The organism is Nostoc sp. DedQUE04, assembly GCF_034530995.1.
Classification (GTDB): domain Bacteria; phylum Cyanobacteriota; class Cyanobacteriia; order Cyanobacteriales; family Nostocaceae; genus Nostoc.
Genome location: NZ_JAVRCA010000002.1, coordinates 257261 through 270099, shown reverse-complemented (window position 1 = coordinate 270099; position 12839 = coordinate 257261). Strand labels below are relative to the sequence as shown.

The window sequence follows — 12839 nt, the reverse complement described above, 5'->3', positions numbered from 1 at the left end:
GATGCTCTCGGTTGGTTTAACCACTGTGGTCTATTTACCTGAAAATTGCTGTAATGAAGGAGAAATCTCTTTCCCCTGCCGCGTAAAGTTGCAACAACTCTTCAACATCGATACTTCTACTAATAGCCATAATGTCTCTTCAGATATACGGGGTTTTTTCAGAAATCAAATACTAGTCCTATAACAGAATTATTTTTACAGTCGATATTGATATCTAAAGACATCGAAATTTACGCCATTGGTGCGAGAGGAGATGTTTATAAAAAATAATTAGTAATTTAATAACTGGGAATTAGCAAAGTAATTCTGGAAAATACACTGAGGCTTAAAATTACTAAATCAAGTAGTATTTTAATTAAATATTTATACTGAGTATTATGTTTAAGCCTCTGTCATTTGCTTTAGTTGCAACTACCGTTCTAGTTACATCAATCAATAATCCCAGTGCAACTTTCGCTCGAACTTGTGCCTCTAAGTGTGGGTCGCACCCAATTCAGTTTACTCCTGGGCAACACATCCGAGTTGAAGTTGTAAATAACACACCTAACCCGATCAAAATTCAAAAACCCTCCGAGACTGATGCAATATCCTTGAGTCCAGGGCAGAAATTAAACTTAGGACAAATAGAAGGTACAGAACCAAATACATCTTTGATATTTTGGAGCGAAACAGGTTTATCACTGCAAGCGATTGTCTCTAAACTTAACTTTGGTACATTGCGCCTGGAACTCCGTCCGACTTGGCGCTCTCCGGGCGATCGCTCGTTATATATTATGGATGATGGCAGAATAAACGTGTTTTAGATAGCAAATTAATGTTATGAGTTATGAGTTATGAGTTATGAGTTATGAATTAAGAAATAACTTTTAATTAAAAACTTCTAACTCTTAACTTCTAACTTCTAACTCCTAACTTGTATTGTGCTAGACCAAGCTGTATCTGAACTATCAAAGCCTCGTAGGCGCTTACCCGATCAGCGCTGGCAAATTTATCCACAAAAACCAGAATTTGCCCAAAATATGGCGGTTTTGACAAATATTTCACCCATTATCAGCCAGTTATTAATTAATCGGGGGATCGAAACACCAGAACAGGTACAAGCATTTTTAAATCCAGAATCTTTAATCTTACCTTCGCCGTTAGAAGATTTCCCAGATTTGGCGATAAGTTTGGAATTGTTGGAAAATGCGATCGCTTCTCAAACAAAAATTGCTATTTGTGGTGACTACGATGCTGATGGGATGACTAGTACTGCTCTACTTTTGCGTAGTCTCCGCACTTTAGGCGCACAAGTAGATTATGCTATCCCCAGCCGGATGCACGAAGGTTATGGTATTAATAAACGCATAGTTGAAGAATTTCACAGCGAAGGTGTGGGATTAATTCTGACTGTAGATAATGGTATCTCTGCGTTTGAACCAGTTGCAAGAGCTAGAGAACTTGGTCTTGCAGTAATTATCACCGATCATCATGATATCCCCCAAAAATTACCGCCAGCTAACGCTATCCTCAACCCCAAACTAATAGCTGAATCCTCGCCTTATCGAGGTGTTGCTGGTGTTGGTGTTGCTTACATTTTGGCAGTGTCTCTAGCACAACAGCTAGGTCAGGCTAAGGGCTTGATCCAGCCGATGCTAGCATTATTTACACTGGGAACGATCGCAGATTTAGCCCCCTTAACTGGTGTAAATCGTCGCTGGGTAAAACGTGGTTTACAACATTTACCCAAATCCCACTTACCTGGAATCCAAGCGTTAATTCAGGTAGCTGGGGTACAGTCCAGAGGAGATGAGAGAGCAGGAGAAAAACTTTTATCCCCAGTCCCTAGTCCCCAGTTCCCAGTCCCCAGTCCCAAATCCCTGAAGCCTGAAGATATCGGGTTTCGCTTGGGCCCGCGCATTAATGCTATTGGTCGGATTGGTAATCCCCAGACTGTGATTGAATTGCTGACTACAGATGATATGGGGGTGGCGCTGGAAAGAGCAATGCAATGCGAACAAGTCAACGCCTCTCGCCAGGAGATGTGTCAGCAAATTGAACAAGAAGCGATCGCTTATGTAGAGACGGAATTTGTTGCGTCTCTACATAAAGACCGTGTATTAATTGTTGTTCAACCCAATTGGCATCATGGCGTTATTGGTATCGTCGCCTCCCGTTTGGTAGAACGCTACGGTGTTCCTGTGTTTATCGGGACTTATGAAGATGAGGGACATATACGCGGTTCTGCACGCTCAATTCCAGAGTTTCATGTGTTTGAAGCTTTGGAATATTGTCACGATTTACTAGGGAAATTTGGCGGACACAAAGCAGCCGGGGGATTCTCTCTACCAGCAGAAAATTTACAGGCGTTGCGATCGCGTTTGATTGAGTTTGCTAACCAGTGTCTTGAACCCCAACATCTCAAGCCTCTGCTAAAAATTGATGCCGAAGTCAACCTCAATCACATTAATCAACAGCTTTATCAACAGCTTAATGCTCTACATCCCTGCGGTATGGACAACCCCGATCCAGTTTTCTGGACACCTAATATTCAAGTGGTTGAGCAAAAAATCGTTGGTAAGGGTCACATCAAACTGACCGTTGCCCAAACTATAGATAATCAGGAGTATAAAATCAAAGCGATCGCTTGGCGTTGGGGCGACTACTTCCGTTTACCACCGCGAGTGGATATCGCTTACAAATTGCGAGAAAATTACTTTAACGGTAACACCACCATCGAGCTAGAGTTAATCGGAGTCAGACTGCCAATTCCGATTCAACAATTTTTTGCTTCGCCACCTATCCAGTCAAGCACCATATTTGAATACAACCAGCGACAATATACTTGTGGTTTCTATAAAAACGGTATTGAAGCAGAATTAAGAATTAGAAATTCTGAAGGCAAAGTCTTAGCCATTCAGCCAGGACATATAATTGGTTTGCTGGGCACTAATCGTCAAAACGCTAAAGAAGTTAATATTTCTCAACCACAGTACGACAATATTATCCAAGCTGCCCTTCAGGCGTTATCAGTACTGAGTGCTGAGTTATGAGTTATGAGTTATGAATTCTTAATTAACTTCTCACTCCTAACTCTTAACTGTTAACTCCTTAGTCAGCACTCAGCACTCTTATAGGTTGCCGTTGCGAAATGCCAGCACAAAGATTACTGCTGGGCCAGCAATCACGATGAGCGCCACGGACAACAATTGGAAAATAACTTCCCAATTGATACTAGTAAAAGCGTTAAACAAGTCAGACACAGCGTCAAACATTTTTCCTTTTCTCCTGCCAATAGTCTTAAAAAATTCAATAACTTAAATTAGAAAACCCGAAATCGATCATATATGGCTATGGACTGTTAGATTTAATTTACTTAACAAAATTATAAGAAAAGATATAAAAACGTAAAATAGGGGGATTGGGCATTGGGGACTGGGGGGACTAGTTCGGTTAAGGCAAGAGACGCGATGAATCGCCGTCTCTACAATAATCAGTCTTTCATTTTGATAGCGATTTATTGCGTCTTTGCGATCTCAAATTTTCATCAAAAAACCTTAACCGAACCGTATTGGCTCCCAATCCCCAGTCCCCATTACCCCTTATCCCCAGAGGGGGCCCCACCTTCCCCAATCCCCAATCCCCAATCCCTAATCCAAAATGTCAACTTGGCAATGTGTAAAGCAATGTGGAGCCTGCTGTAATCTCGATCCAGCAGAGCGTCCAGACTTGGAAGAGTACCTCTCTCCATCAGAACTAGAACTCTACCTCAGCATGGTAGGCGAAGGGGGATGGTGCGTTAATTTCGACCATACCACGCGAGAATGTCGCATCTACCCCAATCGTCCGCGCTTCTGCCGTGTGGAATCAGAAGTGTTTCAAGATATGTATGGGGTTGAACCAGAAGAAGTCAACGATTTTGCTATTGACTGCTGTCGCCAGCAAATAGAAGGAGTTTATGGCGATCGCAGTTTAGAAATACTACGTTTCGACCAAGCTGTTGGCCTTTGACATCCAACCCTGCTTTTTTTGTGTGAGATTGCAATTTATGACAAAAATCTGAGAAAATGATAGAAATATGAAAACACCCTAGCAACCAAAACTACTGCTTGTGAAACTTGATTCTGCACCTTTGGAGATTTCTGACATATCTCACACTGAGATCGAGCTAGAACTGGAAGACAGCAATGATTTTAACTTAACTCCTGCGATCGCTCCCTTGGTTCAGCCTGTAATTGCCGATAGTCCTCAAAAGCAGCAATCAGTGCTAGTAGTTTTTGGTACGACTTTTATAACCATTTTTCTAGCAGAAATTGGAGATAAAACTCAGCTATCCACTTTGTTAATGAGCGCACAATCTCATTCGCCGTGGGTGGTATTTATCGGCTCGGCGGCAGCCCTAATAACCACCAGCTTATTAGGTGTACTTTTAGGTAGTTGGATAGCCAATCGACTCAGCCCAAAAACTGTAGAAAAATCAGCCGGCGTAATGTTGTTGGTAATTTCCCTAATGCTATTTTGGGATGTATTTACTAGTTATTAGTCATTAGTCATTGGTCATTGGTCATTAGAAAAATTCCCCACTGCTCCTTAATTTATATGGATTGGCATTTATTAGGACTGAGCTTTATTACGGTTTTTTTATCAGAATTGGGTGACAAAAGTCAGCTAGCGGCGATCGCACTTTCAGGACGTTCTAATTCTCCGCGTGCAGTGTTTTTCGGTGCAGCAGGTGCATTGCTGTTGACAAGCCTGTTGGGATCGTTAGCAGGGGGTGCAGTAGCCGAATTATTACCTACACGGGTTTTAAAAGCGATCGCGGCTGTAGGATTTGCCATTCTTGCTGCACGTCTGCTGTTATTTAACAATGAACCATCGGCAGATTCTGAAAAAACACCTTGAAGAAGAATCCAGAATCCAGGAATCAGAATTAGTCTTTGTAGGCGATTGGAACGCATCAAGGTTTTAAACCAATCTCACTCAGCCTGACTTGAATTCATACTGAATTATGACCGGAGGCGGAGCGTCTCCGGCTCCGCTCCTGAGTTCTGAATTCTTTTTTACAAACGTTCCCAAGCAGTTCCTTTGTAGCCGTATTGAAAAATTTCTGGATGCAAAATTTCTGCCAAAATTTCTAGAGAATCTACCAGTCGCGGCCCTGGACGATTGAAATAAGAATTGCCATCAGTAATGTAGACTCTACCAGTTTCGGTAGCATGTAGTTTTTCCCACTCTGGACGTTGAGTTAATAAATTGGCTTCTTTGCGAGTGCGGTTTAAATCAAAGCCACAAGGCATAAAAACAATTATGTCGGGATTAGTTGTTAATAGTGTTTCCCAAGGCAAGATCGGAGAAGGCTGACCTGTAGCGCAAAATAAAGACTGTCCTCCTGCTAAGTTAACTAATTCAGGAATCCAATTAGCGGCGATCATCAAAGGATCGATCCACTCGATACAAGCGACAGTAGGCAGTTCATCTAAAGAAAGTCCTTGGATTTTTTGCTGACAAATTTTGACGCGAGCTTCTAAATTTTCTAAGACTTTTACCGAGTCTACGCCAAAGGTGTTGCTGACTCGTTCAATGTCAGCCCAAACATCTTGGAGAATATTGGGTTGTAAAGAAATAATCTGAGGTTTACTGTCAATGAGTGTAGCAACTGCCTTTTCAACATCGTGTAAGCTAACAGCACAAACATCGCACTGGTCTTGAGTGAGAATATGGGTAGGCTGCAATTGCTCTAAAACATCTGTTTTGATTTCATAAATACTCAGAGCAGATTGCAATAACTTGTTCACGTCGTCGTGAATTTGGCTGCTGGAGGCATCACTATTTAAACGTGCTTGGGTACAAATGGGGCGATTGAGGATTTCTGGAGGGTAATCGCATTCGTGCGATCGCCCCACAATAGCATCAACCAATCCTAGTGTCGCTAAAATCTCTGTTCCACCGGGAATCAGGGAAACAATTCTTACATCACTATCTGTCATCGCTCCACCTCCGCAAAAGCTGCCGTTACCTTAAGTTTGGCAGAATTTGAGCCATTAAGTATCTTTCTCTAGGAGAATCAAGGGTATTTTGCTAGTCAGTACTAAGCAAGAAATTGTACTAGGGATTGAGTATTGGGAAAAGTCTTTAGCACTCCCCAGTTTCAAATAAAAAATACTATACTACTTATACTACTTGATAGTAAAATTACTTAATAGTGAAATTACTAGAAATGCTAATTATCCCCTGGCAAAAATTATTGGTATGAAGTAACAGAAGTAATCAGCAAAATCTAGCTTATAACTAATTAGCCAGAATCATAAAATTTAGTTAGAAAAATTATATTTTCCGGTTATGAAAAACCATAGCAAGTAATTGTAGTTATACAAAGACAGTTCTACTTTTTCCGTAGAACTGCAAGTCCAAATTATTTCTTCTTGAGGGCAACTAATGCAGGTGGTGTCAGCTAGAAATATAACAGAGCACAACCAGGCCCAAGAGGCTTTACGAATCAGAGAAAATAGTCGGCGAAAACAAAGCCAGATGCTGGTGCAACTGGCAAGAAGCAAGACATTTCAGCAAGGTAATCTCAATGCGGTGTTGAGGGAAATTACAGAAACTGCTGCTCAGACGCTGTTAGTAGAGCGAGTTGGGGTATGGTTATATAATGAAGAACGTTCAAAAATTGAATGCATTGATTTGTATGATGTCAGGACTAAGAAGCATACCTTTGGTAACTCGCTTTTAAAAACAAATTTTCCTGTTTATTTCCAGGCTTTAGAAGGGGAGCGTACTATTGCCGCAGATGATGCCAGAAACGATTCCAGAACCCAAGAATTATCCGAGTCTTATCTATCAGCTTTGGGCATCACATCTATACTAGACGCACCAATTTGGCTAGAGGGTCATTTGATAGGCGTAGTTTGTCACGAACACATAGGTGAAGGTCGCCAATGGACTTTAGAAGAAGAAAGTTTTGCTGGCTCAATTGCAGATTTTGTGACACTGGCTATAGAAGCGAGGGAGCGAAACGTCGTACAGGAAGCACTGCGACAGAGTGAGGCACAATTTCGGGCGATTTTTGAGCGTTCCTCTATCGGCATTGGCCTGATAGATATGAAAGGGCAGATAGTTGATACTAATCTGGCACTATGCGAGATTTTAGGATACAGCCGAGAAGAGTTATACGGCAAGAGCTTTACAGATTACATTTCCATAGAAAGGGAGGATTTAAAACTTTACAAACAACTGATGTCAGGAATTCGCACAGACTTAAAGAGAACTTCGAGGGACGGTTTACAACCCCCCAAACATCAGAAACAGCTTGTCGAAAGACATCGTATTGAGATAGAAAGATGCTGCCAGCATCAAAATGGTAACTTACTTTGGACTCATATCTCTGTTTCTGTTATACCAGGCAGCAATGGTAAACCTGAGTTTTTTCTAGCGATGATTGAGGATATTACTGAACGTAAACAAACAGAGTTGAAACTACGTGCCTCTCAAGAAGCAGCAGAAGCTGCCAATCGAGCAAAAACTGAATTTTTAGCAACCATGAGCCATGAGTTGCGAACACCTCTGAATGCGATTATGGGTTTGTCACAGTTATTGCAACAAGAAATAGTTGGTTCTCTAAATGAAAAGCAGAACGAATATGTAAGTTGTATATATAGTAGTGGCGAACATCTACTGGCAGTGATTAACGATATCCTTGACTTATCTAAAGTAGAAGCAGGTAAAGAGGATCTGTTATTATCATCTTTGTCAGTGGTAGATATATGTAATTATGCTATCTGGACAGTGCGCGATCGCGCCTCAGAAAAGGGATTGCAACTCACACATGAAATTGACCAAGAAGCTGATATTTGCATTGCTGATGAGCGGCGCATCAAGCAAATGCTACTCAACCTGCTCACTAATGCGATTAAATTCACCCCAGCAGGCGAAGTATCGCTGGTAGTGAAAAAAGTGCCACAAGGGATAACGTTTACAGTTTCAGATACTGGCATTGGTATAGACTCAAGTCAGTTTCAATTTTTATTTGAACCGTTTAAACAGCTTGACAGTCGGTTAAATCGGCAGTATGAAGGCACTGGTTTAGGTTTAGCTTTGACGCGGAAATTAGCGCGTTTACATGGTGGAGATGTTACCGTGACATCAACTTTAGGAAAGGGCAGTCAGTTCATTCTGTTTCTACCAAATCCAGAGCATCTGGAAAATGGGGAAGATGAGACAAATGAGATCGATGAGACAGAAGAGGAAGCAAACTTTACCTCGTCCTCCTCTCCTTCAGTCATCTCCACAAATAAAACTATTTTGCTTGTAGAAGAAGAGGAAAACACAGCAACAGGATTGCAAGATTATCTTCACACAATTGGCTACCAAGTCAAGTGGATAGATAATGCTAACGACTTTTTGAAACAGGTACAAAGCTTCCAACCAAATTTAGTTTTTTTTGATTTGCAGTTAGTAAAAGATGCTCATATCTGGAATTTGCTGAATATCCTTAGAAAAGAGCCTTATCGGGAACATTTACCGATTGTGATGATGACCTTTAGCGAACCTTTAGAGGAGGAAATCGCCATACTACCAGGTAGTTTTGATGACTACCTTATCAAGCCAATTCGTATAGTTCAGCTAGAGTCAATTCTAATGAAATATTTTAGTTAATTGCTCATAAACATACATTTTTTTTAAAAAATTACTAAAAAAATACTATATAATTTTACTTTAACTATGAAAATATTTTTCTCATTTTTACATGGAGAATATTAGCTTCTTCAAATATTTCTCCTTCTTCTACAAAATCCAATTTTTTGTATAAATCTTTCACATATTCTTGAGCATGAATTACGACTTCTGGAATATGTTGGTTAGCTATCACCTGTAGGGCATTTTCCATAATTTTCTTGCCAATACCTTGCCCTCTAACTGTCGACAAAACAGCTAACCTTTCTATTTTGGCAGTTTTCTCATCTAAATATCTGATTCTAGCAGTACCTACAGCTTCCACATTTAAATAAGCAATTAGATGATCGGATATTTCATCTTTGCCATCGAATTCTAAAGCGGGATCTACACCTTGTTCTTCTTGAAAAACTGATTTTCTAATTGCTTGAATTGCCGAAAAATCTTTAGGTAATTCAGCAACTTTTATAACTAAATTACTCATTAAACTCTGTTTGATGTTACTACCTATTGTAGTTTAATGTGAGTTTGATGCACCTCTCCCTGCTTTGACCGAAAGTGCAAGCCTGTCCCTCTTTGAGTCGGAGCTACGGTGTACACACAAGTCCTTCTGACCCCCTCTAACTCGCCCTTGGTAAGGGGGAGAACCGGATATTTTCCCCCAATACATCGGGGGGATTAAGAGGGGTAAATCCAGGATTGGGGCTTCATTACCAAGATGTGTGTACACCGTAGGACTCGGAGAGGGAGGGTTTTACGCAGTAAAATCAGAGAGAGATGTTTTGATTGTGCTAATTGACGGACACTATATGAGCCGTGGAATTCACGTTAGTTTAATCTGCACCTTCAATCGGTGCAAAACCTTGACGTTGAATATTTTCTGTCACCGCGCGTGGTTCTAAAAATTGCAGTAAGTAGTCAGGGCCCCCTGCTTTAGAACCTACTCCCGAAAGTTTGAATCCACCAAAGGGTTGCCGTCCAACGATCGCTCCGGTAATATTGCGGTTGATGTACAAATTCCCAACTTCAAACTCTGTCTGCGCCTGCTGAATGTGCGAAGGTGTTCTAGAATAAAGTCCGCCAGTTAAGGCGAAGTTTGTACCGTTGGCGACTGCTAACGCTTCCTGGAAATCTTTTACCCGAATTACCGCCAGCACAGGGCCAAAAATTTCTTCCTGAGAAATTACCGCATTGGGCGATACTTCACTAAAGATGACTGGGCCAATAAAGTAGCCTTGTTCAGGTGCTGGTAATTCCAACGCCACTTCTGCTTCTGCCTTACCCTTCTGAATATACTCGCGAATACGATCGCGGGCATTAGCATCAATCACTGGTCCAACTTGTGTACTCGGTAACTCTGCTTCCCCAATGTTCAAGGATTTTGTTGCTTCTACCAATCGTTGCACAAAGGCATCATAAATCGGTTCCAGCACAATCACCCTGGAAGCAGCAGAACATTTTTGTCCGCTGTAACCAAATGCTGACTGCACTATCCCCACAACAGCTTGGTCTAAATCAGCACTTTCATCAACAATAATGGCATTCTTGCCACCCATTTCAGCAATCACCCGTTTCATGTGCTTTTGTCCGGGTTTCAGCGTTGCCGCTTCTGCGTAAATTCGACATCCGACTTCTTGAGAACCTGTAAAAGCAATTACATGAGTATCTGGATGATTGACCAAATAAGCGCCAACTTGCGAACCCTTACCAGGTACGTATTGAAATACACCTTTGGGAAAACCAGCGTCTACCAAGATTTCTGTGAGTTTCGCTGCAATTACAGAAGATGTTTCCGCAGGTTTGAGGAGAGTGCAATTGCCCGAAACCAAAGCTGCAACAGTCATTCCACAAGCGATCGCTAGCGGAAAATTCCAGGGAGAAATCACTACAGCAATTCCTCGTGGTTGGTAAATATAATGGTTAGTTTCCCCAGGTATGTCGTAATTCACACCTTTGTCTAACCGTTCTATCTCATCAGCGTAATACCGACAGAAATCTATCGCTTCCGAAACCTCTCCATCAGCTTCTTTAACAGGTTTCCCAACTTCCAAAACTATCCAAACTGAAAGTTCAGCACGGCGGAGTTCCATCAAATCACCCGCTTTCCGCAAAATATCAGCGCGTTGTTTAGCTGGTGTTTTCTTCCATTCAGGAAACGCGGCTTTCGCAGCTTGCATCGCCTGTTCTGCTTGTTCAACGCTAATCAACCCAACTTTACCAATTACCTCACTGAACTTAGAAGGATTGAGAGAATCAACAAATTCCGGCGGATTAACATACTCGCCATTAATCAGTGGTAAATAAGTTTTACCCAACTGTTGACGAACGCTTTGGAAAGCTTGCGCTGCCTTCTTTCTCACCTCTTCCTCGGCGTAATCGGTATCAGCAGCACCAGAGAAATGAGAGTTAGGAATGGAGTTAGGAGTTAGAAGTGAGGAGTTAGGAGTTAAAGAGTTTTCTTCTTTGACAATTGGCGGCGCTAATAATTCTTCAATTGGTCGATTTTCGAGATTTTGCCGTAAAAAAGAACTATTAGCTGTATTTTCCAACAATCGACGAATTAAATACGCCATTCCAGGTAATAATTCACCGTAAGGACAGTAAACTCTCACCCGATAACCCTTGTCAACTAACGCCTTGGCAACTTTATCACCCATACCGTAGAGGACTTGTAATTCAAAGCGACGGCGGGGGACATTTAAACTTTCAGCTATGGCAATGGCGCGAGAGTGCGATCGCACATTATGGCTACCAATGGCAGAATAGACATATTGATGATTTTCTAACAACAATTGAGTGATGGTTTCAAAGTTAGCATCAGTTGCGGCTTTGTCGTTGTAAACTGGCTGTGGCCAATGCTTCTGCGCTGCTTTGATAGTTTCTTGATCCCAATATGCGCCCTTCACCAAGCGGATTGTCAGGGGATAACCGCGTTCTTTCAACCAAGAAATTACGTCTTTGGCATCTTGTTCGCTATCACGCAGATATGCTTGAATTGTCATGCCAATATCTGTGCGTTGCCGAAATTCTTCTTCTAGTAAGAGTTTTTTCAGAATACTGAGAGTTATATCCTTATAGGCATACTGTTCCATATCAAAATGGACAGCTGCGCCTAATTCTTTAGCACGACGTAGGAGAATCCGAATGCGATCGCTAACTCGCTCCTCACTACCTTTAGCATCTAATGGATCGAATTGGGAATAAAACGCCGTTAATTTCACAGAAACCTGAACTTTTGGTATCGGTTCGCCATCAGCCTCATCAATCGCCGGAATAACTGCCCAATTCTTCGATGCTTCCACCAATTGTTGCATTAATTCTAGATAGCGTTCTAGATAAGACTGCGCTTCCGCTTCGGTAATAACCGCTTCACCAAGTAAGTCGATGGTGAAAGCCATTTTTTCTTTTCGCAGTCGTTCAACTGTTTTGATGACTTGCTTAATATTTTCCCCAGAAATATATTTATGGGCAAGAGTTTCAACGGCTGTCCCAACGGTTGTAGCAGCAACTTGTCCAGGCATCGAGTCGGGGTTAGCAAAGTTTAGCATTCCCTTCAAAGCTGCCGGCAATTCTACAGATTCATCGCCTAAATATTCTTGTAAATGTGAGGCAATTTCTGATTTACTATGCAAAGCCGGTAGCGTATCTATAAAGCGAAATAGCTGCACCCGCAATCCAGGGTTACTCATTGCCCAAGCTAGTAATTTATCATCCCAACGCATTTGATCCCGCAGGGAAGAAAAAAACGAACGATTTTCCTGCGTTGCGGCGAGAAGTTGTTTAGCAATTTCTTGGGTTTTAGCTTCGTAGGTGCTTGTTTGTACTTGTAATACCACTGATAATAACTCCGTTAATCAAGGCAAGGCTTTTTGTACAAAGCCTGTGTCTTCTATTTTGACGCTTTCATTTAGCTGTCACCATTATGCTGAATTCGGAATTACTATACCGTAAGGATTTCATTGATTTTGAATGATGTAGTTACGCCGTGCGTTCTAGGAACTTGCAATTAAAAAATATTCCTTACGGGACGCTTGGCGAACGTAGAGGCATTGTGCATTGATGTCAACTTAAGCCAAAACCCTTTTAAAATCTCGTTTTCAGCCTCTGGCTGGAAATGCTACTCTTGGCGGCTCTGCCGCGAGGAGAGGGAGGCGGAGCCTCAATCAGGGACATTCCCAGTCGGAGAC

Annotated in this window: 11 protein-coding genes; 7 read left to right on the top strand and 4 right to left on the bottom strand. The window is 41.7% G+C overall.

Annotation, left to right across the window (positions count from 1 at the left end; genetic code table 11):
• From RM049_RS02590 to RM049_RS02580, 3 genes are all read left to right on the top strand, one after another.
• On the top strand, positions 1-184 hold a 184-nt coding region (locus tag RM049_RS02590; protein WP_322703048.1), incomplete at its 5' end, for a hypothetical protein.
• A 193-nt stretch (positions 185-377) separates the two neighbouring features.
• The gene (locus RM049_RS02585; protein WP_322703047.1) at positions 378-803 is read left to right on the top strand and encodes a hypothetical protein; all 426 of its coding nucleotides are present in this window, start codon (positions 378-380) and stop codon (positions 801-803) included.
• Between the two features lie 117 nt (positions 804-920).
• Positions 921-3032, top strand: a complete 2112-nt coding sequence (locus RM049_RS02580) for a single-stranded-DNA-specific exonuclease RecJ (RefSeq protein ID WP_322703046.1) — start codon at positions 921-923, stop codon at positions 3030-3032.
• 78 nt (positions 3033-3110) lie between these two features.
• Here RM049_RS02580 and psb30 read toward each other — a convergent pair whose 3' ends face one another.
• Positions 3111-3254 carry a photosystem II reaction center protein Ycf12/Psb30 gene (psb30, locus tag RM049_RS02575; RefSeq protein ID WP_069068686.1) on the bottom strand — a complete coding sequence of 48 codons (144 nt, stop codon included), beginning with the start codon at positions 3252-3254 and terminating at the stop codon, positions 3111-3113.
• Between the two features lie 385 nt (positions 3255-3639).
• On the opposite strand from psb30, the gene RM049_RS02570 reads away from it, so the two are divergent.
• From RM049_RS02570 to RM049_RS02560, 3 genes are all read left to right on the top strand, one after another.
• Positions 3640-3990, top strand: a complete 351-nt coding sequence (locus tag RM049_RS02570; RefSeq protein WP_322703045.1) for a YkgJ family cysteine cluster protein — start codon at positions 3640-3642, stop codon at positions 3988-3990.
• A 100-nt stretch (positions 3991-4090) separates the two neighbouring features.
• Positions 4091-4522 (top strand): TMEM165/GDT1 family protein, encoded by a 432-nt coding sequence (locus tag RM049_RS02565; protein ID WP_322703044.1) that lies wholly within the window; start codon positions 4091-4093, stop codon positions 4520-4522.
• 56 nt (positions 4523-4578) lie between these two features.
• Positions 4579-4881, top strand: coding sequence for a TMEM165/GDT1 family protein (locus RM049_RS02560; protein WP_322673583.1), 303 nt, complete (start codon positions 4579-4581; stop codon positions 4879-4881).
• 158 nt (positions 4882-5039) lie between these two features.
• On the opposite strand, the gene RM049_RS02555 is transcribed toward RM049_RS02560, so the two are convergent.
• Positions 5040-5966 (bottom strand): cobalamin-binding protein, encoded by a 927-nt coding sequence (locus RM049_RS02555; RefSeq protein WP_322673582.1) that lies wholly within the window; start codon positions 5964-5966, stop codon positions 5040-5042.
• A 448-nt stretch (positions 5967-6414) separates the two neighbouring features.
• On the opposite strand from RM049_RS02555, the gene RM049_RS02550 reads away from it, so the two are divergent.
• Complete coding sequence (locus RM049_RS02550) at positions 6415-8634, top strand: ATP-binding protein (RefSeq protein ID WP_322703043.1); 2220 nt, start codon at positions 6415-6417, stop codon at positions 8632-8634.
• Between the two features lie 64 nt (positions 8635-8698).
• On the opposite strand, the gene RM049_RS02545 is transcribed toward RM049_RS02550, so the two are convergent.
• Entirely contained in the window at positions 8699-9136 is a 438-nt protein-coding gene (locus RM049_RS02545) for a GNAT family N-acetyltransferase (protein WP_322703042.1), read from the bottom strand.
• A gap of 349 nt (positions 9137-9485) precedes the next feature.
• Positions 9486-12488 carry an L-glutamate gamma-semialdehyde dehydrogenase gene (gene pruA / locus RM049_RS02540; RefSeq protein WP_322703041.1) on the bottom strand — a complete coding sequence of 1001 codons (3003 nt, stop codon included), beginning with the start codon at positions 12486-12488 and terminating at the stop codon, positions 9486-9488.
• Positions 12489-12839: the final 351 nt, after the last annotated feature.

Excerpts from the sequence above, each read along its gene's own strand:
- RM049_RS02585 (WP_322703047.1), top strand. The coding sequence starts at position 378 with ATGTTTAAGCCTCTGTCATTTGCTTTAGTTGCAACTACCGTTCTAGTT.
- psb30 (WP_069068686.1), bottom strand. The coding sequence starts at position 3,254 with ATGTTTGACGCTGTGTCTGACTTGTTTAACGCTTTTACTAGTATCAAT.
- RM049_RS02570 (WP_322703045.1), top strand. The coding sequence starts at position 3,640 with ATGTCAACTTGGCAATGTGTAAAGCAATGTGGAGCCTGCTGTAATCTC.
- RM049_RS02560 (WP_322673583.1), top strand. The coding sequence starts at position 4,579 with ATGGATTGGCATTTATTAGGACTGAGCTTTATTACGGTTTTTTTATCA.
- RM049_RS02555 (WP_322673582.1), bottom strand. The coding sequence starts at position 5,966 with ATGACAGATAGTGATGTAAGAATTGTTTCCCTGATTCCCGGTGGAACA.
- RM049_RS02550 (WP_322703043.1), top strand. The coding sequence starts at position 6,415 with ATGCAGGTGGTGTCAGCTAGAAATATAACAGAGCACAACCAGGCCCAA.
- RM049_RS02545 (WP_322703042.1), bottom strand. The coding sequence starts at position 9,136 with ATGAGTAATTTAGTTATAAAAGTTGCTGAATTACCTAAAGATTTTTCG.